Raw genomic sequence first — 26,129 nt, 5'->3', positions numbered from 1 at the left:
GATGAGCCGACTGTGACGTTCGAAGGAGAGATCATGACGCCGGATGCCGGTGCCGAGACGTCCGTGTCCGTCGAGGACACGCTCGAGACGCCCCTGGCGGAGCGGGTCGAGGCGATCCTGCTCATCGTCGACGAGCCGATCGCGCTGGTGGCGCTGGCCGCCGCCGTGCACGCACCGGTTCCCGCCGTGCGGCAGACGCTCGAGACTCTCGCCGAGGACTACGACGGCCGGGGCAGGGGACCGCGCCGCGGCTTCGAGCTGCGCGAGGTCGGCGGCGGCTGGCGGCTGTACGTTCGCGAGGACCACGACGACCTGATCGCCGACTTCATCGGCGGTCAGGCGCCCGCACGACTGTCGCAGGCGGCGCTGGAGACCCTCGCCGTGATCGCCTACAAGCAGCCGGTCACCCGTGGACAGGTCGCGTCGATCCGCGCCGTGAACGTCGACTCGGTGGTCCGCACGCTGCTGGCCCGGGGCCTGATCACCGAGCTGTTCGCCGACACCGAGACGGGCGCCATCAACTACGGCACCACCGACCAGCTGCTGCAGCACCTGGGGATCAACTCGATCGACGAGCTGCCCCCGATCTCACCGCTGCTCGACGACGGGGCCGACGGCTTCGATGAGGGAGTCATCCGATGACCGAGACCGACGGCATCCGGCTGCAGAAGGCGCTGGCCAACGCCGGGGTCGCCTCGCGCCGCGTGATCGAGCAGTACATCGTCGAGGGCCGCATCCGCGTCAACGGCAGGACCGTCACCGAACTCGGCACCCGCATCGACCCCGAGCACGACCTGATCGACGTCGACGGCACCGCCGTGCAGCTCGACGTCTCGAAGCGCTACGTCATGCTCAACAAGCCGACCGGCATCTACAGCACCATGCGCGACGAGAAGGGCCGGCCCGACCTGCGCCGCTTCACGAAGGACTGGCCCGAGCGGCTGTACAACGTCGGCCGGCTGGATGCCGAGACCAGCGGCCTGCTCATCCTCACCAACGACGGCGAGCTCGCCCATGTGCTCGCCCACCCGTCGTTCGGCGTCACCAAGGTGTACATCGCGAAGGTGACCGGCACGGTCACCGCGCAGACGATCGCGAAGCTCACCCGTGGCGTCGAGCTCGAGGACGGTCCGATCGCCGCCGACAAGGCGCGGCTGCTGGACGCATCGACAGGCTCAGCGACCGGAAAGAGTTCCAGCCTGGTCGAGCTGACCCTGCACTCGGGACGCAACCGGATCGTGCGCCGCATGATGGCCGCGGTCGGCCACCCGGTCGAAGAGCTGGTGCGCCGGCAGTTCGGCCCCCTGCACCTGGGAACTCTCCCGGTGGGCAGGGCAAGGGAGCTGACTAAGATCGAACGCGGCGCCTTGCTGACTCTGTCGCGCCAGGATTCCCCTGCGACCGCAGGAGTGGACGAGGAGCAGGAGACCGAGTGAGCGATTCGACGAACGCCCGCGCCGCACGCGCGCCGGGCCCCGCGTCGCGCGTCTCGGGTACCGTGCGCATCGTCGGCGCCGGCCTGCTCGGCGCGAGCATCGGGCACGCGCTGCGGGTCAAGGGCGTCGACGTCGTGCTGGCCGACGCCTCGCCGTCGCAGCTGCGCCTGGCGATCGACTACGGCGCCGGCCGCGCCGCCGGCGACGGCGATGCGCCGTCGCTGATCGTGGTCGCCGTCCCGCCGGATGTCACCGCCGACGTCATCCAGGCCGAGCTGGAGGCGTTCCCGGACGCCGTGGTCACCGACGTCGCGAGCGTCAAGCTCGCCCCCTTCGACGAGCTGCGCCGTCGCGGCGTCGATCTGACGCGCTACATCGGCTCGCATCCGCTGGCCGGACGCGAGCGCGGTGGGGCGATCTCCGCGCGGGCAGACCTGTTCATCGGCCGGCCGTGGGTGGTGTGCCGTGACGAGGAGACCCGCGCCTCCGACCTCGCTCTGGTCGAGGCGCTCGCGCTCGACGTCGGCGCCATGCCGCTGGAGATGACGCCGGAGGAGCACGACCGCGCCGTCGCGCTGACCTCGCACGTGCCGCAGGTGGTGGCGAGCCTGCTCGCCGCACGCCTCGCAGCGGCCGATGAGGGATCGCTGCGCCTGGCGGGCCAGGGTGTGCGCGACACGACCCGCATCGCGGCATCCGCCCCTGAACTGTGGGTGCAGATCCTCAGCGCCAACGCCGAGCCGGTCGTCGACGTGCTCGACGCCCTCGCCGCCGACCTGCAGCAGGTCGCGAGCGCCCTGCGCGAGCCGGATGCCGCCGGTGCGCGACGTGCCGTGGCCGACGCCATCCGGCAGGGCAACGAGGGAGTCGAACGGCTACCGGGCAAGCACGGGCAGAACCGTCGCTTCGAGCAGCTGGTCGTCATGGTCGACGACACCCCCGGTCAGCTCGGTCGCCTGTTCGGCGAGCTGGGTGAGCTGGGCGTGAACGTCGAGGACCTGCGCCTGGAGCACTCTCCGGGCGCGCAGTTCGGCCTCGCCGACATCAGTGTGGCGCCGGCCGCGCTGCGCGGCGCCATCGAGGGCCTGGAAGCACGCGGCTGGCGGATTGCGGGGAACACCAATGACTGATCTCTCGACGGATGCGGCGACGCGCGCCGACAAGTTCATCGCCATCGACGGCCCGGCCGGGTCGGGCAAGTCCAGCGTCTCGAAGGAGATCGCACGGCGGCTCGGCTACGGCTACCTCGACACCGGCGCCGCCTACCGCGCGCTGGCCTGGTTCGTGCTCGAGGGCGGAGCGGACACCGCGGATGCCGACGCAGTGCGCACCGCGGCATCCGGCTTCCCGCTGAACCAGCGGCTCGACCCCGACGATCGGCGCGTGCTGGTCGGCGATGTCGAGGTGACCGACGCGATCCGCGAGCCGCGGGTGTCGGCCGCGGTCAGCGGCGTGGCGCGCGTACCCGAGGTGCGCGTGCAGGTGAACGACATGTTCCGCCGGATCGTCGCCGAGGCCGACTACCCGGCGGTGATCGTGGAGGGTCGCGACATCACGACCGTCGTGGCCCCGGATGCTCCGGTGCGGATCCTGCTGACCGCAGCACCCGAGGTGCGCGCCGCGCGCCGGGCGGCGGAGCTCGCCGGTGAGAACGCGGCGGCCGTCGCGGAGGCGATGCACAAGCGCGACGCCTCCGACAGCGGCGTCGTCGACTTTCTCAACGCCGCCCCCGGCGTCGAGGTCGTCGACACCACAGAACTTGATTTCATGCAGACCATCGACGCCGTGCTCGCCGTGATCGAGCGCCGCCGCGATGCGGAGAGGAAGCCCGAACATGGCTGAGGAAGAGTACGAGGGTCGTCCCGACGACCTCGCCGAGAAGATGGAGAACCTGGATGAGGAGCTCGCCGACCAGCGGGCCGACCTCATGCGGGCCACGCTCGCCGATTACGACCTGGACGAGGACGACGCGCACCTGCTCGAGGGCGTGACCCTCGGCGAGGACGGCATCGAGTACATGCCGGCGCTGCCGGTGGTCGCGATCGTGGGACGCCCGAACGTGGGCAAGTCGGCGCTCGTGAACCGCATCCTCGGCCGCCGCGAGGCCGTCGTCGAGGACACCCCGGGTGTCACCCGCGACCGCGTCACGTACAAGGCCGAGTGGATGGACCGGCGGTTCTCGCTCGTCGACACCGGCGGCTGGGAGCCCGACGCCAAGGGCATCGACCGCTCGGTCGCAGCCCAGGCCGAGGTCGCGATCGATCTTGCCGACCTGGTGCTGTTCGTCGTCGACGCGAAGGTCGGCGCGACCTCGACCGATGAGTACGTCGTCAAGCTGCTGCGCAAGAGCGGCAAGCCGGTGTTCCTCGTCGCCAACAAGATCGACGATGCGCGGCAGGAGCCCGAGGCCGCGGCCCTGTGGAACCTGGGCCTGGGCGAACCGCACCCGGTCTCGGCCATCCACGGCCGTGGCGTCGCCGACCTGCTCGACCTGGTCATGGAGAAGCTGCCCGACGTGTCGGCGGTCGCCAAGGCCGAGATCGGCGGGCCGCGCCGCGTCGCGATCCTGGGACGCCCGAACGTGGGCAAGTCATCGCTGCTGAACAAGGCGGCCAAGGAGGAGCGGGTCGTCGTCAACGACCTCGCCGGCACCACCCGCGACCCGGTCGATGAGATCGTCGAGCTGGGCGGCAAGATGTGGCGCCTGGTCGACACCGCCGGCATCCGTCGTCGTGTGCACCTGCAGCAGGGCGCCGACTTCTACGCGTCACTGCGCACCTCGGCGGCGCTGGAGAAGGCCGAGGTCGCGATCGTCGTCCTCGACGTGAGCCAGCCGATCAGCGTGCAGGACCTGAACATCATCGACATGGTGCTCGAGTCGGGCCGCGCCCTGGTGCTCGCGTTCAACAAGTGGGATCGCCTGTCGGACGACGACATGGAGAATGCCGACCGTCGCCGCTACCTGGAGCGCGAGATCGAGCAGGACCTCGCGCACGTCGCCTGGGCGCCGCGCGTGAACATCTCGGCGAAGACCGGATGGCACTTCGACAAGCTCGTGCCCGCGCTGGAGCGCGCCCTGGAGAACTGGGACCGCCGCATTCCGACCGGCAAGTTCAATGCGTTCATCACCGAGCTCGTCGCCGCCCACCCGCACCCGCTGCGCGGTGGCAAGCAGCCGCGCATCCTGTTCGGCACGCAGGCGTCGACGCGTCCGCCGACGTTCGTGTTGTTCACGACCGGCTTCCTCGACCCGGGTTACCGCCGCTTCGTCACGCGACGGCTGCGCGAGCTGTACTCGTTCGAGGGCACCCCGATAGTGATCAACATGCGGGTGCGGGAGCGCCGCCAGCGGTAGCGGTGCGCGGCGGCCGTGTGCGGGTCGCGGGCCGGCCGTGGGCCGGCCGCGGCGCTGGTCCGGCGGCGGGTTCGCACGCTGGTCCGCGGGGGTGCGGAACGGTGGGATGATGGGACGGATGCCGCAACACCGCGGCATCCCCAGCACCGCCCACAAGGCCCGCGCGATGGAGACTGCGATGACGCACACCCTGCCCCTGCCCGATTTCGCCCACGAACGCGTGGAGGTGATCACGGGCCGCCGCAGTGGCCTGTTCATCGCCGTCGCGCTGCACTCGTCCGTGCTCGGCTCCGCCCTCGGCGGCGCGCGACTGTGGACGTATCCGCACTGGAGCGACGCCCTCGGCGACGCGCTGCGGCTCTCGGCCGCGATGACGCTGAAGAACGCGGCGGCCGGTCTCGACGCGGGCGGCGGGAAGTCGGTCATCCGCCTGGAGCCCGGTGAAACCCTGGATGCCGATCGGCGCCGCGCCGCGTTCCTCGACCTCGGTGATGCCGTCGAGCTCATGGACGGTCTGTACCGCACCGCGGAGGATGTCGGCTCGACCACGGATGACATGCTCACGGTCAGCGAGCGCACTCAGCACGTCGTCGGCCTGCCCTCGACGGTGGGCGGCTCCGGTGAGCCCGCAGGGCCCACGAGCCTCGGCGTGCACGCGTCGCTGCAGGCGGTGCTCGAGCGCATCACGGGGTCGGCGGATGCCGCGGGCCGGAGCATCACCATCTCGGGGCTCGGTCAGGTCGGCGGACGGCTCGCGCAGCGCCTCGCCGAAGAGGGCGCGAAGCTGACGGTCACCGACATCAACCCGGCCCGGCGCGAGTTCGCCGAGGAGCTCGGGGCCACCTGGGTGGAGCCGGGTTCGGAGCACCTGGTCACGGGTGACGTGTTCGTGCCCGCCGGGATCGGCGGCGTGCTGACCGACGAGGTCATCGACGCGCTGGATGTGAAGGCCGTGTGCGGCCCGGCGAACAACCCGCTGGCGGACCACTCCTGTGCCGACCGGCTGGCCGGGCGCGGCATCCTGTACGCCCCCGACTTCGTCGTGAACGCGGGTGGTGTGATCTACCTGGATCTCGAGGCCAAGCAGATCGGCTCGAGTGAGCAGATCATGGCGCGCGTGTCGGCCATCGGCGACACGGTCCGCACGATCCTCGGCGACGCGGAGGCGCGGGGGATCACTCCGCTGCAGGCCGCGGAGGAGCTGGCCGCGTCGCGGCTGCGCGCGGGAGCGAGCACCGGCGTCCGCTGAGACGCGCTCCGTTCCGGGGCGGCGGGCGTCGTACCGCGGTTCTTCCGTGGATGCTCGCGTCCGGATGCGGGTAATGCACCGACTCCTGCCGCAGGGGACGGCGCGGCTGTGAAAGGCTGGAGGGGTGACCATCATCCCTCCCGAGCCCGGAGAGCCGCGCCGTCCGCTCGGCCCGCGCGACAGCGGAGACGCCTGGGTGGTCGCCCCGACGGGGGAGAAGTACTGGGGCCGCTACGGCGCTGCCGGACTGCTCGCCGTGGACGCGCGGAAGGGCGTGCTGCTGCAGCACCGCGTGGGCTGGAGCCACTTCGGCGGCACCTGGGGCCTGCCCGGCGGCGCCCTGCATGAGGGCGAGACGGCGCTGCACGGCGCGCTGCGCGAGGCGCAGGAGGAGGCCGGCATCCCCGACGGTGCCGTGCACGCCCGCTTCGCGAGCGTGCTCGACCTGACGATCTGGTCGTACACGACCGTCATCGCAGATGTCGTCGAGCCGTTCGAGCCTGTGATCAGCGATCCCGAGAGCCTGGCGCTGGAATGGGTGCCGGTGGACCAGGTCGACCATCGCGCCCTGCATCCAGGATTCGCCGCCGCGTGGCCCACGCTGCGTGCGCTGCTGCCGGTGCGTCCGGCGATCGTCGTGGATGTTGCGAACGTCGTCGGTTCGGTGCCCGATGGATGGTGGAAGGACAGGGCCGGAGCGGCAGGACGTCTGCGTGATCGCCTGGCTGCATGGGGCGCCGCCGGGGTCGCCGCATCGGACCTGGGGCTGGATGCCGACCGCTGGTACCCGGCCGTGTCGATGGTCGTCGAGGGCGAAGCCCGGACGATCGCGGATGCTGCTGCCGGTGACCGTTCGGCCGGGCAGGTGCCTGATCATGCGGCGGCGCGGGTCGCGGTCGTGCGCGCGGACGGGAGTGGTGATGACGCCATCGTCGACGAGACACGCCGGCTGATCGGTGAAGGCGCCACGGTGACCGTCGTCACCAGTGATCGCGGACTGCGTTCGTGCGTCGAGCACGAGGGCGGCCGCGTGGAGTCGTCCGGCTGGCTGCTCGCCCAGCTCTAGTCCAGAGCACACCCTGGGCTTGCTGCACCGAGCAGGCGCCGCAGGCTCGAGTCAGAAGGGCGATCCCACAGCGGCGGCGGTCGGCCCCTGAGCCGAGAACACGCTCTCACGCTGTCCGGGGCGTGCAGGCCGTGGTGGCGGACTCCCGGCTGGCGTCCAGATCCCATCGGAATGCTGAGGCGCGTCGAACTGCTCCCGGTCAGCGGGATCGGGTGGTCCGCCGGGGTCGGGCGGTCCACTGGGAACGAACATCACGCGCCGGGGCGGTCGGTCGGCGTGCCGGTTTCCGTCGGGGCTGCTCCACTCGAGTGTCCAGTCGGGTAGCTGGCGCGCCGTCCACCGATGCGCATCGGGGATGTCGGGATGCTTCAGCACGTGGTGGGTCTTGCAGAGATGCGCGAGATTGTCGAGGGAGGTCTTCCCGCCGAGGGCCCAGTCCTGCGTGTGGTCGAGGTCGCAGCGGTGCAGCGGCTGGCGGCATCCCGGGAACCGGCAGTGCTGGTCGCGCGCTGTGAGGAAGCGGCGCATCCCGGCCGTCGGCGTGTAGGTGTCGGTCTCGGTGACCATGCCGGTCGGGTCGAGGAACAGTCGCGTCCACCCGGTGTGGTTGCCGGCGAGGGTGCGGGCGGCGTCGGGGTGCAGCGGACCGTGTCCGTCGAGTTCGGCGGGGCGATCGTCCTGCCCGGTGAGGGTGGTGGCGGCGACGGTGACCTGGACCGTGGCGCGGATGTTCTCGAGGCCCGCGCCGTGCACCGCACCCGGGTCGGCCGCCAGCAGCAGGTCGGTGAACAGGTCGGCGCGGATCTGGTCGATCGTGCGCGAGTCGCCGGGGAGGTGGATGATGCACGGACTGTCGTCGTGGAACATCGGATCCAGCGGCAGCGGGCGATCCGGGACCTCACGGAGCAGATCCTGGATGTACGGATCGTTCTCATCGATCGACATGGCATCAGCGAACGGGTCAGTGAAGGGGTCGGTGGCGAAGGTGCTGGTGGAGAAGATCGCCGCGTCGGCGGCATCCGCTCCTTCCGGGTCTTCGGCGGCCTCCGGCGGCTCGCGGTCGTCTTCGGGATAGAAGCCGAATTCTTCGGGGTTCAGGGGTGGCAGGACGGGGGAGCGGTCGTCAGGATGGCGGCTGACGTGACGGGCCATCGCCGTCAGGCGATCGAGGATGGCGAGGGCGAGGTACTCGGGCAGCACCGCCTGCAGCAGTGCGAGTCCGTCGCCGACCGAACGGACCGTGACCGTCCGCTCGGAAGCGGCGCGCTCATGCCGCTCCGTGACCGTCTCGCCGGCCAGAGCAGCGGCGACCTGCCGCGCGTGCGCACGCGTGCGAGCCGGGGTGTCGGTCTCGGCGACCTCGAGCACCGCCGCCTGATACAGCACCAGGGTGTCGGCTGCGACGGCGCCGGAGGCGACGGCCTCGCGGACGGCATCCGATTCCCGGATGACCTCTCGCACGTGCGCGGCGGTCACGCGCCCGGTTTCGTGAGATTCGCGCAGGAGGGAGAACTCGTCATGCAGCATCCGGGCGTCGGTGAACGCGTACTCGATCGAGCCCCTGGAGATGTGCCCTGCCGCGGAGTACTCCGCCACCATTGATCGCTCGATGGCGTCGCGATGCAGGGGAGCCTGCGCGATCTCCTCACTCATCAGCTCGCACCGCTCAGCCAGCAGAGCGGCGGACTTCGCCTGCAAGGTGGCGATCTCGCGCTGCGTGGCTCGCCACGCGTCGAGCAGCGCCAGTCGCTGCTCAGCGAGACCCTCAACGGTGGAAGCCATACCTCCAGTATAGAACAAAACTTCGAATGTGCAAGGGTTTCGGCCGATTCAATCTTCGTAGTCGCGACCGCGCAGCCGGTCGATCTCCCGACGCTCGCGCTTGGTCGGCCTGCCGGCGCCACGGTCGCGGACAGCGAGCATGGCGGTCGGCTCGCGCGGCGGCGTGCGATCGTCGTAGGCCGTCGCCGCGACCGGTGCGCCGACCCGCTTCGAGAGCGGCTGGCGCACGATGAGGATGCGATCGAATCCTGCGATGCGCACGCGCACCTCGTCGCCGGGCTTGACCGTCTGTGCGGCCTTGATCCGCTCGCCGTTCACTCGCACGTGACCGGCGCGGCAGGCGGTCGTCGCCGCGGAGCGGGTCTTGTAGATGCGAACAGCCCAGAGCCAGCTGTCGATGCGCGCCGTGCCGATGGCATCCGTCATCGTCTCTCGTTCCGTGAGAGCGAGCGGAGTACTCCGTACACGATCAGTCCCTGGCCGAGCGTGTAGGTGAGCATGACCGCGGGGCCCATCCAGCCCGGCAGGCCCTCGGGGAGGAAGAGGCGCAGCGCGAGGATCGAGTCGCTGGCGAGGAAGAAGGCGCCGCCGATGGCGACGATCGGATGGCACCGCGCCGAGGTGGCCGCGGTGCCCGCCAGGACGAGTCCGTACGCCGCGACCGCGAAGAGGAGCCCGCCGGTGTGCGGGCCGAGGAGCCACAGCATCCCGATCCACCAGGCGACGTACGCGAGCGTCCACCACGGCATCCGGCGGAGGCGTGCGAACCGCAGGAACAGCACGATGTACGCGATGTGCGCGATGCCGAAGAAGAGCAGCATCAGCGGAAGCTCGGGAGCGGCCGGGAAGAACGCGCCGGCGCCGTCGCCCAGCCACGAGAACAGCAGCGCGCCCAGCAGGAACGCGATGACGGCCCGCGGGCGCAGGTGCCGTGCGGCATACAGCACCGGGAGCGCCAGCAGTGGCATGAGCGTCAGCTTCGTCGGCTGCGCGATGTCGCTGCCGACGGCGAGTGCGGTGACGTGGATGATCGCGAGTGCGATGTACGGCATCCAGATCGCGATGCCGAGGACGCGTGCGCCCGCCCGCGCCCGGTCACCGCGGCCGGTGCCGGCCACGGGAGCGGATGCCGCGTTCACGATTCGATCGTCACCGCGGTGACACGTCCGTCGGTGTCGAGGTGGGCGGCCGGCCAGTATCCGTCGGGGAAGTGCTGACCGCAGCTGTCGACGAAGTGCAGCACGATCTCGTCGTCCTCGGACGCCTCGATCGCCTCGAGGCGCAGATCGTCCGCACCGTCGTCGAGTTCGTGCTGCTCGGGTTCGATGTCGCTGAAACGCGTGACGATGGCATCGGATGCCGTGCGGCGGATGCTGTCGAGCGCGGCGACGACCGCACGCAGGCGGGGGAGCCGGGCCTCGACGCTCTCGGGTCCGGTGCCGTCGATCATCAGCTCGATCTCGCCGTCGCCGTCGGGGATGCTGCCGGCGTACCAGTCGTGGACGGCCACTGTGCCGTCGTCGAACGTGCTCTCGGCGCGGATGAGCGCGCCGAGGTCGGGATCGTCGATGGAAGGATGCTGCGCGCTCATGGGTTCACCGTAGCGCGGCGGGTCAGCTCAGCTCGCGAACGACGAGCACGCGTCCGCGGGTGAGCTCGGCGGTGGTGCGGAAGCCCTGGGCGAGGAATGTGGACAGCGTGCCGTGGTACAGGTCGTTGGAGCGGTGGTCGCCCTCGGTCGTGTCGACCGGATACGCCTCGATGAGGCGGGCGCCGGATTCGCGCGCGTAGTCGATCGCCGCGCTCAGCAGCTGCGCGTTCAGGCCCTTGCCGCGGTGCTCACGGCGGACGACGAAGCACGTCACCGCCCAGACAGTCGGGTCGTCGAGCGGCTCGGAGGTCGCGGAGACGATCGTGCGCGTGCGGACGATGCGGGTCTGGTCTCTGCGCGGTCCGACGCGGATCCACCCGGCCGCCTCGCCGTCGACGTACGCGACGAGCCCCGGTGGGGGACCGGATGCGATCTCGTCATGCAGCATCTCGCGTCGCTGCTCGACGTTCGTCGAGTTCCACTCCTTGTTGCTCACGACCGGCCAGATGCACTGGCAGCTGCGTCCGTCTCCGCCGCCGGAGAGCGAGTGCTGCACGTCATCCCAGCGGCCGATCGTCGCGCGTTCCGTGGTGATCGTCGCCATGATTGGAACGCTACGCGCGGCGTCCGACATCGGCAACGACGCCTCGCGCCGGGACAGGCGCCACGCCCGGCTGTCGCGGTTCGCGGTGGCTGGTCCCGTGGGCTAGGATGGTTGAGTTGCCCGCGCGAAAGCGCGGTCGTCCACGGGCTGTGGCGCAGCTTGGTAGCGCACTTGACTGGGGGTCAAGGGGTCGCAGGTTCAAATCCTGTCAGCCCGACCGAGAGGTCCCGGAAACTCAAGGGTTTCCGGGACTTTCTAGTTGGTGAGATGTGATCCGGTCATCGAAAACCCATCACTTTGACGCTCTCACGGCCCGCTCGGGCCGCCGCGCTCCGGTAGGGGAGCGACCGTGCCGGTTGCTTCCGATTCGTGGGTGGGAGCCGGACGCACCTGTTCGGTATGGACACCGAACACAGCCCGGCGGGCAACCCCTGGGGTCTGGAGCCCCTGCTCGACGTCGGCGAGCTCGCCGCGTACCTGGGCGTGCCCGTCTCCACGGTCTACGACTGGCGCACCCGCGGCCTCGGTCCGCGCGCGTATCGCCTTCGGGAAGCATCTGAAGTTCGCGCTCTCGGACGTGCGGATCTGGATCGAGCAGCAGCGCGACCCCGAACCGCCAGCCTCTCCCGAGGGGAGGTGATCCGGTGGGCCGGCAACGTTTGACCATCGGGACCTTCGGGGAGATCGGCCACCTCGTGAGCCCCAGCGGCCGTGTTGTCGCGCGCGCCCGCTACCGCGACTGGGACGGCAAGACCCGGCTCGTTCAGGCGACCGGGGACACACGGACGTCCACTGAGCGGGGCTGGTCTTTGGAAAGATGGCAAGTGGCTCCCCAAGGTCAGGGCAAACGCCGCAGCTAAGAAGCGCGCGGACAGTTATGCGGCGATGTTCAACAAACTTGAGCTAGAGCCGACGCTATTGACAGTGGCTGAGTTGGAAGCAGACAGAGGCGTGGAGGGAATCTTGAACAGCGCTATGAATCTGCCGTCGCTCACCGACGACGTTGATGGACTTCGGGATTTCCTCATCCGCGTCAAGACTAGGCGGAGCCAGGATTGGTGGGCCACCCAGTACGGGAAGGCCGCCGTGGCCTACGACTGGATGCGCTACGGCCGTGGTGGTGCCTGAACAATCGCGAAGAGACGAAGTGCGGCGGTGAGTCCCCGACAGCAGATGTAGGTGGATTTATGTACTTCCGACGGCGACGGGCGGATCTATGGGGCCACGTCTGGTGGTCGTTCAGGGAGCGGTGCTTGCGAAACATCTCAGACCCTAGTAATTCTGATGTGTAGTTCCGGGATGCAAGATCGGTAGTCGGCGGCCGCTTCGAAATCTCGTGTGGGTTAGGCGCTCGCCATCGCAGATGTCTTGATTGCGCGCGGGGACCGTTTGGCTGATCGAGGTGGTGTGCTGAGAGAGCGACACGGTGAAGCACCGGCGGTCGCAGGAGGAACGAGGTCGGTACTGTTTGAACGAGGTCGGTACTGTTTGAACATGGCTCAGACTTCGCTACGGGATCGCGCTCCTGTCGCCCAGGAGAAGGTTGTCATTGCCAGAAGCGGTAACAAGTGCGCTTACCCTGGCTGCGGTCTGGATCTGACGATCGATCCGAAGGCCCACGGTGATCGCCCCAAGGCCACGGGCAAGGTCGCGCACATCGCTGCGGCGAGCCCTGGCGGCCCTCGCTACGACGCGAGCATGACGCCAGAGGAGCGAGGCTCGGCGCAGAATCTGGTCTATTTGTGCGGTCCGCATCACGATGCTGTGGACACGCAGCTGGAGTACCACACACGCGAGTTTCTCCTGGAAGCGAAGCGCGCTCACGAGGTCGCCGTGGAGCGGGCCGTCCGGAACGCTCTTGGCGAGGTGACCTACGAGGAGCTCACGGTGGTGTGCACAGTGATCGCCAGTACCGCGGTGGCTCCCCTGCAATTCGGCGTCGAGCTGGCCCTGCCGCTGCAGGAGAAGATCGAGCTGAACAAGCTGGGTGCGACATCGGTGCAGCGAATCACTGATGGTCTATCGCAGGCGGCACGTGTCGAAGAGTTCATCGGCTTCCAGAGCTCCGTCGCGCCCTCGTTCGGGCGCAGGCTGGTCGCGCGGTTCAAGAGCGACTACTTCGCTGCGCGCGCGGAGGATCTCGAGCCGGATGCGGTGTTCGACTATCTCGTTGAGACCGCCATCGAGAACGCCGGGCCGCGCGACACTCCCCAGATCCGCGCAGCCGCGCTCGCGGTGATCGCTTACCTCTTCGAGATCTGCGAGATCTTCGAGCGTGAGTGAGTTCTTCCCGGACAAGTTCACGCCCTTGGAGCGCACCATCGTCGGCGAGGCGGCTGCGTTGCTGGCTCTCTTGGGTGGCCGAAGCCTGAGCGTCGGGCAGCTGTACATCGAGTATCGGCAGACGGCGACCGCGTCGGCATACGACGGTTTCGTCGCAGCGCTGACGCTCCTCTATGGCGCGGGTGCGCTCGACTACGAAGACCAGATGGTGAGGATCGCCTAGTGTTCATCCGCCTGAGCGCGAACCGTGACGAGTTCCAGTCGATCAACTTCCGGCCCGGGTTCAACGCGATTGTGGCCGACCGCGCACAGGACTCGACGGACCAGGACAGCCGCAATGCCCGCGGCAAGTCGACGATGCTCATGCTGATGAATTACGTGCTGGCTGGCAATCTCCCCAGCAGCTTGCGCCCGCTCGCCGATGACGGGTGGGAGATCACCCTGACGCTGGAGATGTTCGGTGGCACGGTCGCCGCGACGCGCTCGCTGGCGAGCGGTCGTAGACTCTCGATTTCGGCGGACGGCCCTGCACGTGACGTGATCGGCCCGTGGCTCTCGGAAGGCCAGATCACGGTAGACAGCTGGAAGGAACTGCTAGGGCTCTCGCTTTTTTGGTTGGAGCCCGCCGAGCAAGAAACAAGTGGCGGGCTGTCCGTGCGAACGCTTCTCTCATACGTGATCCGGACCGATACACCCAAGGATCCCTTGAAGGTGATCGCGCAGCAGAGCGCGACCAGCAGCCGTGAGCACGTCGCGTTTCTGCTGGGGCTGGATTGGCAAGTGATCCACGAGCTGGCCACTGTGAAAAAGGGCTTAGATCAGCTGAAAGCAATCACCGCGGCAACCAAGGAGGGCCTGGTCGCGACCCTCCGCCCCGAAGACGAGCTCGTTCTGGAGCGTGCTGCTCTGAAGAACGAGGCCGACGAGTGGAGGCAACGCATCTCGGGGTTCCGTATCCTCGAGGACCCGAACTCGCTGGTCTCTCGTGCTGATCAGCTGACAGCGCAGATTAGCCGTCTACGGGACGAAGCGGTCGTAGACCGGCGCATGCGCGAACTGTACGTCTCATCCCTATCGGAAACACAGGATTCAGACGCCAACGCATTGCCGGTGGAGGAACTCTTCAGCGCGGCGGGTGCGATTCTCGCCGACGGTTTCAAACGCCAGGCCAGCCAGGTTCGTGACTTCCATGCCGCACTTCTGGAGAACCGCCGCTCGTTCCTACGTGGCGAGATTGACGCACTCGACGAGCGCATCGCCGCCCGAGCAGCGGAACTATCGCGGCTCGACGAGCAGCGCGACGGCGTCTTGCGGACACTTGACGCCGGGGGCGCACTCGACGAGTTGAACGAGATGCGCGCTGAGCTCAGCGACATCGAAGCTCGCATGGCCGCATTGGATCTCCAGATCGAGCAAGCACGCGAACTCGTGACCCGCCGCGAAGAACTTAAGCTCGAGCAGTCCACGAAGCGGAACGAGGCGACCCGCTACCTGACCACCTCTCGTGAGAAATTGGACCGTATCAGCGACCGGTTCAGCCAGAAGATGCGACAGCTATACGGGAAGGACGCCGCCCTCACGGTGTCCGTCGATGACGCAGGATACAAGTTTGCGATCCGCGCGTCCGGCTCAGGGAGCAGCGGCGTCGATCGGATGACCCTGTTCTGCTTCGACCTCACGATGCTCGAAGAAGGCATCACGACCGCGCACCACCCCGACTTCCTCGTGCACGATTCTTCCGTCTTCGACGGCGTCGATCCCCGTCAACGAGCAGGGGCGCTTCACTTCGCGCAGGCAATGGTCGAGGCCACTGGTGGGCAGTACATCTGCACTATCAACAGCAACGATGTGCCGGACGAGGTGCTCGATCAGGAGTGGTTCAAGGCCGGCGTCGTGCGCACCGTTTTGGACACAGAAGTCGGCGGTCTCCTTGGGCGAGAGTTCTAGGGCTGAGGGGCTAGACGGCGAAGAACGCCGCCGCGATGCGGCCAGCGAACTCCTCCGGTAGCCCCTCGTCGGTGAGCAGGTATCCCGTCATCATCACGATGTGTAGCTGGAGGAGGCGGTGGGCTTCGAGGTCTGGGTCCATCGGTTCAGGCACACCGCTTGACATGTGAAGGTTGTCGAGCGTTGGCGCGTACTTGCCCGCGAGGTTGCCGGAGGCGTGGGAGAACTGCGTCTCTCCGAGCCACATGGAGTAGATGGACCAGGGCTTCACTTCGTTTGAATCAACAGCCGCGTTCAGCCTCGTCGACTGCTGATGAATAGAACCCTTCGTCTCATCGTCTAGTTCGAATGCGTCCATCTCCGTCGGATCGAAATCTGCTTTGTGCCCCGCGTCGCGCAGGTAGGCCAGCAGCCGATTCGTGTCCTGCCGATCCTTCGCGAGCATCGTGTCCACAGCCTTGTGGCGGTCCTCGGCAGATAGCCCCTGCAGCCAATGCAGGCGCAGCGCGATCTCCAAAACGAGACGTCGGTTCGGGGCTGCTGCGGACAACATGTCGGCCTTCGCGAGCGCGGCGATGACCTTGCTTTGTGTGAACGCGGCGCGACACAAGCCGACCACCACCTGGTCTGTGCGACTGCGGAACTCCACATCGCCGAGGTCTACCGCGAGCACGGCATCCGCTGATCGCGCGACGAAGTCGGCGTTGACAATTCGAGCCGGACGTTCGCGTTGCGTCCGGCGCTGCTTCTTCGCTCGGCTGCCGCTCACACAACGACGCTACCTGTCATCGACCACGCCCGCAGCTGCCGGGAGAGCAACCTCTGACTCTGCTAATCGGCCATCGGTTCAGATGGACCGATCCGTTGTCGCTGTCGACGTGCAGCGTCGTCCGTCCTGAACATCGGAGCCGAGCTTGCTGAGTTGAACCCTAGACTTCGCCGTAGGGGACGAAAGAGGGCAGACGTGGGTGTCATCGATGACTTCGTAAGCGAGTATGAGCGCCAATTCGACTTCTGGGATGCGTCGGCGCGCATGGCCCGCGGCCTACTGGAGGCTGCGCTCGCGAGCTCGGGCCTGCGCGCCATCGTTACCAGCCGGGCCAAGTCCGTTGATCGTCTGGCTGACAAGCTGCACGCCCGCAATCGCGAGAAGCCGTACACGTCTGTTGCTCAGATCCGAAAAGACATCGCTGACCTCGCTGGAGTTCGGGTGGCGCTGTACTTCCCCGGGCAGATGGACGAGGCGGAACGGGTCATCCGCGCAACGCTTGATGTGCAGCAGGACAAGCGCTTCCCACCTGATAGGGCGTCGGCCGGTTCGAAGGCGCGTACTCCTGACCCGGGCATGGCCACAGGTGGGGAATCAACCTCGGCGGGTGCATCTGCTCACCTGCAGCGATTCTCAGGCTATGGTGCTCGGCATTTTCGTGCCCTCATTCCCGACTCGCGCCTAAGCGCCGGGCAAGATCGCTACGCGTCAGCTCTCGTCGAGGTCCAGGTAGCTTCCGTGCTTATGCATGCGTGGTCCGAGGTCGAGCATGACCTCGTGTACAAGCCGCTGGAGGGCGAGCTGTCATCGTCGGAGTACGCACTTCTCGACCAGCTCAACGGACTCGTCCTCGCTGGCGAGATCGCACTTGAGCAGCTTCAAAAGGCCGGGGACGCAAGAGTTACGATCGCCGCGACGCCGTTCCGCAACCATTACGAACTAGCTGAGTTCCTCCGTTCCCGGCTATCAGCTCGGGATGTGGATCTCACTGACGCGACCCTAGGCCGGGTTGACGTGCTCTTCGACTACCTCGCTGAACAACACTCTGCAACCGCGTCCTCTGTCGAGCCCTATCTTGACATGCTCGAGCGGGACTTCGAGCACCGGCCAGTCGCCGCTCAACTTGCGGATCTGATGCTGTCCGGGAACCAGTCGCACTACAACGCGTATCTACGAGCTATGTCAACTTCGCGTCATCCGTCGAGTCGTCGACGCACGACTGTCTCGAGTTTGAAGGATGACGCGCCACAGACGCTGGCACTCGGCGAGTTCGTCACGGCGTGGGTACTGCTGGAGGTGTTGCTGAAAGACCTCGCGCAATTAGACGACGCAAAGCTGCCGCCGTTGCCAGTGCTATTTCGGCAGCTTGTGACGCGAGAACTGATCACGCCCGAGCAGCACGCAGAGCTGACCATCATGCGCGAATTGCGCAACCGTGTCGTTCACGGGAAGGGGGCGGACGTCCCCCCGGAGCGGTTGAAGGAAGCGGCAGCGTGGTTGCGTGACCTGACGCGAGCCATCGAGCGTAATGCTGACGGGGACTAAATGGACCGGTTGTCGTTGCTGACGACGCTTCACCCCCGCGCGCAGCCGAGCTCCTCGACGAAGTCGAGGTTCTATTGCTTGAGGTCGTATTCATTCGGCAGCATCGAGAAACCCTCTCTCCGTCGCCGCTTGGACTAGTGGCTGGGCAACGGTATCGCCGGCCGCTCCTCGTATCGTCTCTACTAGCTGCCGTACCCGGTACCTCACCATGTGGTCTGAGCCGGTCGTGTTCCGGACGCGCTCGGCGAAGAAGGCAACGAGTTCAGGGCCGTAGGCGGCGAGGACGCCATCCGGGAACTCCCGGTTGAAGAACCGCTCGCCCAGACCGATGCCGTGCCCGCCGAGAAGCGTCGCGGCGGCAGGGACGAACTCACCCACGGCGGGGACGGCGTCCGCCCAGCGTGCAAGCTCTTCGGCGGATGCGACTCGCGGCTGCCCACTGAGGCGGCGTTCCAAATGCTTGCCGAGCCACCGACGCCACACCTCAGCGCCGTCGACGCCGTCCTCACGGACGAATCGGGCTACCGCTTCAGCGAAGCCAGCGGCGTGCGAGCCGTCTAGCGCGAGCACTGTCTGATCAAGCAGGCGCTTCCGGTCGGTGCTCGTGATGCCCGCGTATGACACGACGGAAGTGATAAATCCCAGGAAGATGCGATGCAGGTCTTGGTCTGGTAGCTCGTCGAGACGACTGAGCTCGGAGACCATGCTGTCGAACAGGCCGGCTGCGAGCATCCGGTCATTCCACCTCGGATGATGCAGGAACGGATACCAGCCAAAGGCGTGCCGCTGTGGGTCGCTAAAGAGCGGAAGCAAGTGCCCCGCCGCGAAGTCAGCGTCCGCGGCGAAGTAGAAGAACAACTCTCCAGCAATTGCAGGCTGAGTAGCGTCCAGTGCATCCTTGTTGCCGCTGAGCAGCTCGACGAGGGCGTCCGACTCCTCGTCGCTGAGTCCAACCCACTCCTCGCGCGAGTGTCGCCAGCGACGATCGACCTCACCGCCCCAATACTGGGCTAGGAAGCCCGGCCACGAGTTCAGATACAACGGTGCGAACGACAGGGGAGTCGAATCTTCCCGGTGCGTGAATCCTGTGCCCTGCTCGCGCCAGAGTGATCGAGCCAGCTCGCGCATGGATGCGAGCACCGGCGACTCATCTTCGTCGATCTGCTGTCGAATCTGATCAAGCAGGAAACGCCCGATCGCAAAGGCGGAGTCCTTATCCGCCAGCAATGCGTTGAGGCGGTAGACAGCCCCGAGTCCCGAATTTCCGAGCTCGGCTTTCCCCCAGCCTTCGGCGATCGCGCGCCACGGGTCGACCTGCTTCTCGTCAAGTTCCTCGCGACCGAGGACAGCGTCCCAAAGCTGCACCCCAAGGTCCGGGCGTCGCTCAGCAGCCTGCTGGACAAGTCCGAGTGCATCTCGCCAGTCGGGCTGATCGAAGTGGCGTTCGGAGTAGTCGTGGGACAGCAGTTCATCGAGCGCAACACTCACGTTCTGATCGAGCGCCTGAATGAACTCCTCGATGTCCATCGGCGGCTTCCCACCCCAGGTCCCACTTGTCATCCAGGTGTCGAAGTCAGGATGCTCTCGCACCTCGAAGCTAGGATTCTCAGCTTTGATCGCGTCGAACGCGGTCCGCGCCTCAGCCCAGTCAGGGTCGGCATGCGTTAGCCATGCGAGCAAGTTGTACTTCGCGTAGGCGAAGTGGCGGTCGCGATCGGGAATCTCTTCGGGGTAGTCCGGTCCAGCGGCGGCGGCGTCCAAGGCCCGCTGCTTGAGCGACGGCGACGCAGTACCGACCGCGGCGGCAAGTACCTGATACGTCTCATGCTTCAGATCGTCTGCGTAGAGCCCAATGCGATCGAGGAGCCACAAGAGCTTGTCGTCGGGACTCCGTTCCTGATCGTTGGCTACCAGATGCAGGGCCAGGCGCTGCATGAGTGCTCGGTCGAGGTTCCACCATCGATCGGGCAGGTCCGGCCAGACGGACAGCGCCTTGGTCCCGTATTCGCGGAGGCCGTCGATGACTGCGTCGAGGGGCTCCCGCAGTTCGTCCTGGGCGTGTGGCTCGATCGCGGATCGGTGATGTACGAGCGGGTCCCAGCCCCGCGCGCCGTGATATGCGTCGAGCAGATCGTACGCCGCGATGATGGCGTCCTCCAGGGCAACGCCGAGTGAGCGATCCCCGGCGTCGGACTCTTGCACGGCGCGCAGGACGTGTTGGGTCAGTGCGTAGTCCTCCGAGTTCCAGGTGACCTTCGCATCGGGATGGATCGTGCGTTCCGCGGAATCGTCGACGAACCATCGCCGCTCCAGCTTGAGGAACGGCCGCAGCGCTGTCCGCAGCACCGCGATGCTGGGTGCCGCCGAATCGGGCAGAAACGGCATGAGAAAGTCGGTTCCGAGCGGTGCCGTCTGTCCGTAGATCGAGGTCGCGAGGAGTGCCTGCCACTGTTCTCCGGCCGCCGCATCCTGCTTGCTCAGGTCGACGGCGGCCCAGGTGGCGGTCCGGTAGAGCGAAGGCGTCATTGACTGCCCAAGTCGTTGCATGGTCCCGAGGGCTGCACCGTTCAGCGTGGTGGAGTCGATGAAGGTCCGAGCGAACCAGGTGCCCAGGATCGCTGTCGCGTCCGGCACGTCCGGCGGCGAGAACAGGGCTTTGAACTCAGCGAGATCCTCCAGCCACGTCAGCCATTCGAGTTTGGTTTCGTCGGGTAGTGATTCCGTCGCCATCGCAAAATAGCGGGCGCCGTCAGTAGTCCGGAGACGAGCATGGAGGTAGTCGCGATCCGGCAGTGGCAGTGTGGTTCCGCCGCCGATGATCTCCTGCACACGCGCCTGGTGGTCGGTCTGTCCCATCTTGGCGCGGTCGGCCCACGCGGTAAGCGCCGCCACGAGCGCTTGATGGTCGCGCCCGACGACCGTGTAGTTGATTGGCCGGATCCCTAGGTAGCCCCACTTGCTGTTCGTCGGGTCGCTCGTGAACGCGAACCGCTTAGAGGCCATGCCCTTGCCGCTCGACGGCAGCCCAAGCGCGAGGTACCGCATGATCACGTCGTCGTGGCTGTAGCCGATGAACACCACCGTGAACCGATCGAACATGGGGAGAAGGAACCGCGCTGCCCACGCATCGGTGATGTATGCATGGCCGAAGTCCCGGTCGGTGAGGATCATCTCCTCCTTCGGACGCCGTACTGAACCATGCAGATGCACGAGCCCAGCGAAGTCATGCCCGAGTGGCAACGCCGGGGCATACCAGGTGTCCGGGACCGTGATCGACCCGCCGCCGGCAGCAGAAGCAAGGTGATCGTCGTAGTTGGTGGTCACCACGCGGAACGCTCCTCCGATTCCCGCGAGGTCGACAATCGCACTGTGGAGCGGATTGAATCTCGACTTCGGATTGGAAATAAGGGTGTGTGCGTGGGCATGCGCGTCAAATCCCTGAGGCAGCGACTCCAGCTGTCCAATGAAAAAATCCAGTCCACCGCGCTTCGAGAACGGGTGCGACGCCAGTCGCGCAAGCTTCTTCGCAAGGCTGTCAAAAAGGGGAAGGTTTGAAGGCTTGCCAAGCGAAGCTCCTGCACCGACGAAGAACACGAGCTCGCCGCGCTCATGAGCGTCGAGGATTCCGTCAGGCAGCTCGACGTCGCCGGTGATCCACATCAGGTCCCGACCTCGGTGTCGCCGTTGAGCATGTTCACCGACGCGCCTCGAGGGCGCCGTCGAAGACCTCGAAACAACTCGCCGAGCGAGGCAAGGTCTAGGTCCCCTGTAGTAGTCCGGGCGAACGCCACGTCGTCTCCTTGTACCCTCTGGCTGAGCGCTTCGGTGTCGCTCGCTGACTACAAGTGTCCCGCAGTTCAGCAGTTGTGCGCGAGCTCAGGTGTGCGTCGTCTGAGCCTGCGGCCGGTCACACGGAGAAGCTCACAAAGTCGCGGGTCAAGAGGCCGCATCTCGGAGTGAAAATGTATGGGGATTGCGCGAAGACCGCTCTCCTGGCGCCGCAACGGAGGAAACGGTGACGCTTCACCGTTTACCCATCTCAATCACCCGCCAAGACCCGCCATCAACCGGCTACACTCAGACCAAGCGAACCGCCCGGTTCCCTGTAAACACAAGGGAATCCGCGAGTTCCCGAGACGATCGGTGGAGACCGGAAATCGACCGGATCCTCCAAGGGGTCGCAGGTTCAAATCCTGTCAGCCCGACGTAGACGCAGAGGAGGGCCTGCTGATCCGCAAGGATCGGCAGGCCCTCCTCTGCGTCTACTCGCACCTGTGAAGAGGGGCCACGCGGCGCCGAGAGGCTCCGCGCGCCGCTTCTGCTCGCAACGTGACCCGCCTCGATGACGAGCGGCGTGTGGAGGGCGCCGTGGGGACGCAGCCCGACGTAGACGCACGAGGAGGGCATCGATCCGCAAGGATCGGGGCCCTCCTCTGCATCAGACCCCCTCCGGCTCCGCCAGCACCGAGATCACATTCCCGGCCGGGTCCCTGAACCAGGCGATCTCGGGCCCCGTCGCGCCGTCAGGTCCCATGCGGGCGATGCCCTTCTCATCGGTGCCGAAGTCGGGGTCGGTGTAGATCTTGGTGACGACACCGCGGCTGTTCAGATCGTCGACGGCGGCGTCGACGTCGGATACGGCGAAGTTCAGAACGGTGTACGTCGCCGGCACGTGATCCGGCTTGTCGTACACGAGGAGCGAGCCGCCCTTCGGCAGGCCGATCTCGAGGAAGCCCATCGGGTTGCTCGAGACCTGCATGCCGAGCGTCTCGCCGTAGAACGTGCGGGCGGCGTCGAGATCGTCGACGCTGAACCCGCTGAATACCCGTTCCGGTTTGAATGCGCTCATGACGCAATGGTGCGCCTGTGGCATCCGCATTTCCAGTGGTTCTCGAGAGCGCGCGCCACCCGGCTGCTCAGTTCCCGAAGTGCGGCGAAGCCGGCACCTCGGGCCGGGCCTCGTCCTCTTCCTTCGTGCGCTGGCGTGGCACGGTGAGGATGATCGAGATGATCGCGATCACCACCATCAGCAGGTTGAACAGCAGGCCGATCGAACCGCCGAACCTCAGCGCGACGTTCTCCTGGTTGCCGATGAACAGCCCGAGACTGCGGATGAGCTCGGGATCGACCGACTGCGCCGCCAGGTACAGCGCCGCCGAGATCGCCACGCCGATCGCGTTGCCCAGCGACGACGCCATCTTGTAGATGCCTGCAGCCGCGCCGACCTGCTCCTCGGGCACGTTCGACAGGGCGGCATCCGTCGACGGCGTCGCATAGAAGCCGAGACCGATGCCGAACAGCGTGAAGCCGATGAACGCCAGCACGATGTACTGTCCAACCAGTACGAAGGTCATCGAGCACAGCAGGATCCCGACGCCGGTGATGATGCTGCCCCAGATCATGGGCTTGCGCGGCCCGAACCGTTGCAGCAGCTTCTCGCCGGCCCGGATGGTCGCCAGGATCGCGATGAGGTACCCCAGCGTCAGCAGACCCGACTGCAGCGACGTGAATCCGGCGGCGACCTGCACCAGTCCCAGCGCCACGATCAGCGTGCCCGCCGCCCCGTTCAGCAGGAAGTTCGACACGGTGGCACCCGTGAACGTCGAGTTGCGGAAGACGGTGAGGTCAACGAACGGTGCGCTCTTGGACGTCTCGACCTGGAAGAACAGGATGCCGAACACCACGAACAGCACGATCAGCACGATCCCGGTGACGCTCAGCCAGCCGATGCTCGGCCCCTGCGAGATGTACACGTTCACCGCGACCAGTGCGATGACGAAGCAGATCAGGCCGGTCCAGTCGAAACGCGCCCCGGCCGCGCCCGGCTCGGGCGGCGCCTTGGACTCGGGAGTCCCCTTCAACAGGAACAGCGCCACGATCGACAGGGCGATCGAGATCCAGAAGATCGACCGCCAGCCGAGGAACGACGTGGCCATCAGCCCGCCGAACAGCGAGCAGAATCCCGAGCCGCCCCACGACCCGATGGACCAGAACGACAGCGCACGCTGACGCTGCGTACCCTCGTAGTACTTCTTCACCAGCGCGAGGCTCGCCGGCATCACGCACGCCGCCGACAACCCCTGGATCGCGCGGCCCGCCAGCAGCATCGCCGAGGTGAGACCGCCCGCGTCCGCCGGCGTGAGGGCGATGATCACCGATCCGAGGATGCTGAGGTAGATACCGGCATACAGGATCCTGACCCGGCCGACGCGGTCGGCCAGCCCGCCGGCCACGACGATGAAGATGCCCGAGAACAGCGAGGTCACCGCCACGGCCAGATTCGCAAGGGATCGCGTGACGTTCAGCTCACCCTGGATGCCCGGAATGACGTTGAGCAGGGTCTGCGCGAACAGCCAGAAGTTGATGACCGCGAGCACGATGCCCAGCAGCCAGAGATCGTTCGGCTTCCAGCCCGTCGCCGGCGGCGCCGATGCCGTGTCGTTCGTCATCTCGGCTCCTCCGCTGGATCGCCTGCTGCTGCGCCTGCACCGAGCCAGGCCAGCGCGGCGACCACCGCGGCGGCGGTGCCGGTCTTCAGCGTCGGGCCGATCACGGGAGCGAACTCGGGGGAGTGGTTGGCGGGGATGTCCGTGGACACGGTGCCGGCCTCGGCGGCCGCCGCGTACCGCTCGGGATCGACGGAACCGACGCCCCAGTACGTGTAGGGCACGCCGAGGGCATCCGGGATCGCACTGAAGTCCTCGCTGGCCGACTGGCGTTTCAGCGCGACGGCCTGGTCGCCGAAGTGCCGGCCGAAGGCCGCGGCGACGCGCTGCGTCGTCGCGGCATCGTTGCGGGTCAGCGGAAAGTGATCGTACAGTTCGAACTCCGGCGGCCGGGGCGACCCGGATGCCGTGCACTCGCCCTCCACGATGCGATGGACCGCGTCGATGATCGTCGCGCGTGTGGTCTCGCTGAACGTGCGGATATTCAGATCCAGCACGGCACGGTCGGAGATGATGTTGCTCTTCGAGCCGCTCACCAGACGCCCCACAGTGAGCACGGCGAACTCGCCCGGCGTGACCTCGCGCGAGACGATCCCCTGCAGGCGCAGCACGATCGTCGATGCCAGCACGACGGGGTCGACGCTCAACTGCGGCATCGACCCGTGGCTTCCGCGGCCCCACACGGTGACCCGCAGGCTGTCGCCACTGGACAGCACGGGCCCGGCCAGAGTGCCGACCTGGCCCGCGGGGAACGGCAGCACGTGCTGGGCGAACGCGACATCGGGCTGCGGGATGAGATCGGCGAGGCCGCCGCGCAGCATCGACTCGGCGCCGTCGGCGAGCTCTTCGGCCGGCTGGAAGAGCGCGATGTATGTGCCGCGCCACGCATCCGTCCTCTCGGCGAGCAGCCGTGCCGCGCCCAGCAGGCACGCGGCATGCGCGTCGTGCCCGCAGGCGTGCATGACCGGCACCTCGTTGCCGCCGGCATCCGTCGCGCGTTCGACGCTGGCGTAGGGGAGTCCGGTGCTCTCCTGGATCGGCAGCGCGTCCATGTCGGCACGCATGAGCACGACCGGTCCGTCACCGTTGCGCAGGATGCCGACCACGCCGGTCGACCCCACCGCCTCGGAGACCTCGAAGCCGCGCGCCCGCAGCTCGGCGGCGACAGCGGCCGCCGTCCGCACCTCCTGGTGGCCGAGCTCCGGATGCTGATGCAGGTCGCGGTAGACGCCCTCCTGCCAGTCGCGGATGCCGGGCTGGCCCGCCAGCACCATCGTCACGTCGTCTTCCTGTGCCATCGGTCGACCTCCGCCTCCACGGTACGCCGTGAAGAAATTCACGGCCACGATCTCGTGCATCGGCGAGGCCTGCGGGTGAGAATCGAGTATGGCTGAGCGCACCTACCGCCCTGGCGCGGGCACCGCCACCCTCTGGATGGTGACCGCGGTCATCGCGTGGATCGTGTCTTTCCTGCTGTACCTCGAGTACATCGGCCAGCTCAACGGCGCGGCGCCGCTCGTGTCGTGCTCGATCAGCCCGATCGTCACGTGCGGCCCCAACCTGCTCTCGCCTGCGGGCAACCTGCTGGGTTTCACCAACTCGATCATCGGGATCGTGCTGTTCACCGGTCCGGTGTTCGCCGGCGTCGGCGCGCTCGCCGCTCCCCGAGGCATGCGCGCCTGGTACTGGCGCGTATATGCGCTGTTCGTGCTCGGCGGTTTCGTGTTCGTGCACGTGCTCGCGTACCGCAGCGTGTTCGAGTTCGGGTCGCTTTGTCCGTGGTGCATGGTCGTCTGGCTGATGACGATCCCGCTGTTCTGGTCGGTGACCGGCTGGACGCTGCGCGAGGGCGTCTGGGGTCAGGCGCCGCGTCGCCTGGGCGCGATCATCTCGTCCTGGATGCCGGCGATCGTCGTGGTCGACTACGCGATCATCGCCGTCGCCGCCCAGCTGCGCCTGGACGTGCTCGGCTCGCTGTGAGCACCGTCCTCGGCCAGCGGATCACCGCCCGGAACTGAGGCTCGCCCCGCGCGCTCCGAGCGCATAGAGTGCCCGC

At 67.1% G+C, this 26,129-nt stretch carries 24 protein-coding genes and 1 tRNA gene; 15 read left to right on the top strand and 10 right to left on the bottom strand.

From position 1 onward, the window contains the following. Nucleotides 1–33: 33 nt before the first annotated feature. The 7 genes from scpB to H7694_RS10075 all read left to right on the top strand — a co-directional run bounded on the left by scpB (nt 34) and on the right by H7694_RS10075 (nt 7,106). Complete coding sequence (gene scpB, locus H7694_RS10105) at nt 34–642, top strand: SMC-Scp complex subunit ScpB (RefSeq protein WP_193599170.1); 609 nt, start codon at nt 34–36, stop codon at nt 640–642. Continuing rightward, a complete protein-coding gene (locus H7694_RS10100) occupies nt 639–1,436 on the top strand; it encodes a pseudouridine synthase (protein WP_193596392.1) in 798 nt (265 codons plus the stop codon). Before scpB ends, H7694_RS10100 begins: the two co-directional genes overlap by 4 nt. Further along, a complete protein-coding gene (locus H7694_RS10095) occupies nt 1,433–2,566 on the top strand; it encodes a prephenate dehydrogenase (protein ID WP_193596391.1) in 1,134 nt (377 codons plus the stop codon). The genes H7694_RS10100 and H7694_RS10095 overlap by 4 nt, the downstream gene beginning before the upstream one ends. After that, nucleotides 2,559–3,278, top strand: a complete 720-nt coding sequence (cmk, locus tag H7694_RS10090) for a (d)CMP kinase (RefSeq protein WP_193596390.1) — start codon at nt 2,559–2,561, stop codon at nt 3,276–3,278. Before H7694_RS10095 ends, cmk begins: the two co-directional genes overlap by 8 nt. Then, complete coding sequence (gene der / locus H7694_RS10085; RefSeq protein ID WP_193596389.1) at nt 3,271–4,791, top strand: ribosome biogenesis GTPase Der; 1,521 nt, start codon at nt 3,271–3,273, stop codon at nt 4,789–4,791. The genes cmk and der overlap by 8 nt, the downstream gene beginning before the upstream one ends. Before the next feature lie 178 nt (nt 4,792–4,969). Beyond that, complete coding sequence (locus H7694_RS10080) at nt 4,970–6,040, top strand: Glu/Leu/Phe/Val dehydrogenase family protein (protein ID WP_193599169.1); 1,071 nt, start codon at nt 4,970–4,972, stop codon at nt 6,038–6,040. 124 nt (nt 6,041–6,164) lie between these two features. Next, nucleotides 6,165–7,106 (top strand): NUDIX hydrolase, encoded by a 942-nt coding sequence (locus tag H7694_RS10075; protein WP_193596388.1) that lies wholly within the window; start codon nt 6,165–6,167, stop codon nt 7,104–7,106. A 51-nt stretch (nt 7,107–7,157) separates the two neighbouring features. On the opposite strand, the gene H7694_RS10070 is transcribed toward H7694_RS10075, so the two are convergent. From H7694_RS10070 to H7694_RS10050, 5 genes are read right to left on the bottom strand one after another with little or no spacing between them, the layout of a single operon-like run. Then, complete coding sequence (locus tag H7694_RS10070) at nt 7,158–8,888, bottom strand: HNH endonuclease signature motif containing protein (RefSeq protein ID WP_227468064.1); 1,731 nt, start codon at nt 8,886–8,888, stop codon at nt 7,158–7,160. A 48-nt stretch (nt 8,889–8,936) separates the two neighbouring features. Then, nucleotides 8,937–9,314 (bottom strand): RNA-binding S4 domain-containing protein, encoded by a 378-nt coding sequence (locus H7694_RS10065; RefSeq protein WP_193596387.1) that lies wholly within the window; start codon nt 9,312–9,314, stop codon nt 8,937–8,939. Next, complete coding sequence (locus H7694_RS10060; RefSeq protein ID WP_227468063.1) at nt 9,311–10,027, bottom strand: lysoplasmalogenase; 717 nt, start codon at nt 10,025–10,027, stop codon at nt 9,311–9,313. Before H7694_RS10060 ends, H7694_RS10065 begins: the two co-directional genes overlap by 4 nt. Further along, nucleotides 10,024–10,479, bottom strand: a complete 456-nt coding sequence (locus H7694_RS10055; protein ID WP_193596386.1) for a hypothetical protein — start codon at nt 10,477–10,479, stop codon at nt 10,024–10,026. Before H7694_RS10055 ends, H7694_RS10060 begins: the two co-directional genes overlap by 4 nt. A gap of 22 nt (nt 10,480–10,501) precedes the next feature. Next, the gene (locus tag H7694_RS10050) at nt 10,502–11,083 is read right to left on the bottom strand and encodes a GNAT family N-acetyltransferase (protein WP_193596385.1); all 582 of its coding nucleotides are present in this window, start codon (nt 11,081–11,083) and stop codon (nt 10,502–10,504) included. A 143-nt stretch (nt 11,084–11,226) separates the two neighbouring features. Here H7694_RS10050 and H7694_RS10045 point away from each other — a divergent pair. From H7694_RS10045 to H7694_RS10020, 6 genes are all read left to right on the top strand, one after another. Then, nucleotides 11,227–11,300: transfer RNA gene (locus H7694_RS10045), tRNA-Pro, on the top strand. 182 nt (nt 11,301–11,482) lie between these two features. Next, entirely contained in the window at nt 11,483–11,746 is a 264-nt protein-coding gene (locus tag H7694_RS10040; RefSeq protein ID WP_227468062.1) for a helix-turn-helix transcriptional regulator, read from the top strand. A gap of 222 nt (nt 11,747–11,968) precedes the next feature. After that, nucleotides 11,969–12,211, top strand: a complete 243-nt coding sequence (locus H7694_RS10035) for a hypothetical protein (RefSeq protein ID WP_193596384.1) — start codon at nt 11,969–11,971, stop codon at nt 12,209–12,211. 366 nt (nt 12,212–12,577) lie between these two features. Beyond that, complete coding sequence (locus H7694_RS10030) at nt 12,578–13,366, top strand: ABC-three component system protein (RefSeq protein WP_193596383.1); 789 nt, start codon at nt 12,578–12,580, stop codon at nt 13,364–13,366. Beyond that, nucleotides 13,359–13,589 carry an ABC-three component system middle component 6 gene (locus H7694_RS10025; protein ID WP_193596382.1) on the top strand — a complete coding sequence of 77 codons (231 nt, stop codon included), beginning with the start codon at nt 13,359–13,361 and terminating at the stop codon, nt 13,587–13,589. The genes H7694_RS10030 and H7694_RS10025 overlap by 8 nt, the downstream gene beginning before the upstream one ends. Beyond that, the gene (locus tag H7694_RS10020; RefSeq protein WP_193596381.1) at nt 13,589–15,313 is read left to right on the top strand and encodes a DUF2326 domain-containing protein; all 1,725 of its coding nucleotides are present in this window, start codon (nt 13,589–13,591) and stop codon (nt 15,311–15,313) included. The genes H7694_RS10025 and H7694_RS10020 overlap by 1 nt, the downstream gene beginning before the upstream one ends. 10 nt (nt 15,314–15,323) lie before the next feature. Here H7694_RS10020 and H7694_RS10015 read toward each other — a convergent pair whose 3' ends face one another. Further along, nucleotides 15,324–16,082: a hypothetical protein gene (locus H7694_RS10015; RefSeq protein WP_193596380.1), complete on the bottom strand. Its 759-nt coding sequence runs from the start codon at nt 16,080–16,082 to the stop codon at nt 15,324–15,326. A 195-nt stretch (nt 16,083–16,277) separates the two neighbouring features. Here H7694_RS10015 and H7694_RS10010 point away from each other — a divergent pair, with 195 nt between their 5' ends. Continuing rightward, the gene (locus tag H7694_RS10010; protein WP_193596379.1) at nt 16,278–17,627 is read left to right on the top strand and encodes a hypothetical protein; all 1,350 of its coding nucleotides are present in this window, start codon (nt 16,278–16,280) and stop codon (nt 17,625–17,627) included. Between the two features lie 90 nt (nt 17,628–17,717). On the opposite strand, the gene H7694_RS10005 is transcribed toward H7694_RS10010, so the two are convergent. The 4 genes from H7694_RS10005 to H7694_RS09990 all read right to left on the bottom strand — a co-directional run bounded on the left by H7694_RS10005 (nt 17,718) and on the right by H7694_RS09990 (nt 25,371). Beyond that, nucleotides 17,718–21,287, bottom strand: a complete 3,570-nt coding sequence (locus tag H7694_RS10005; protein WP_193596378.1) for an SIR2 family protein — start codon at nt 21,285–21,287, stop codon at nt 17,718–17,720. Nucleotides 21,288–22,065: 778 nt separating this feature from the next. Beyond that, nucleotides 22,066–22,476: a VOC family protein gene (locus tag H7694_RS10000; protein ID WP_193596377.1), complete on the bottom strand. Its 411-nt coding sequence runs from the start codon at nt 22,474–22,476 to the stop codon at nt 22,066–22,068. 67 nt (nt 22,477–22,543) lie between these two features. Further along, the gene (locus H7694_RS09995; protein WP_193596376.1) at nt 22,544–24,076 is read right to left on the bottom strand and encodes an MFS transporter; all 1,533 of its coding nucleotides are present in this window, start codon (nt 24,074–24,076) and stop codon (nt 22,544–22,546) included. Then, the gene (locus tag H7694_RS09990; protein ID WP_193596375.1) at nt 24,073–25,371 is read right to left on the bottom strand and encodes an amidohydrolase; all 1,299 of its coding nucleotides are present in this window, start codon (nt 25,369–25,371) and stop codon (nt 24,073–24,075) included. Before H7694_RS09990 ends, H7694_RS09995 begins: the two co-directional genes overlap by 4 nt. Before the next feature lie 88 nt (nt 25,372–25,459). Here H7694_RS09990 and H7694_RS09985 point away from each other — a divergent pair, with 88 nt between their 5' ends. Further along, nucleotides 25,460–26,053, top strand: coding sequence for a vitamin K epoxide reductase family protein (locus H7694_RS09985; RefSeq protein WP_193596374.1), 594 nt, complete (start codon nt 25,460–25,462; stop codon nt 26,051–26,053). Nucleotides 26,054–26,129 lie beyond the last annotated feature (76 nt).

Origin of the sequence: Microbacterium sp. YJN-G, assembly GCF_015040615.1 — a bacterium.
Classification (GTDB): Bacteria; Actinomycetota; Actinomycetes; order Actinomycetales; family Microbacteriaceae; genus Microbacterium.
This window is presented reverse-complemented; position numbering and strand designations above follow the sequence as displayed.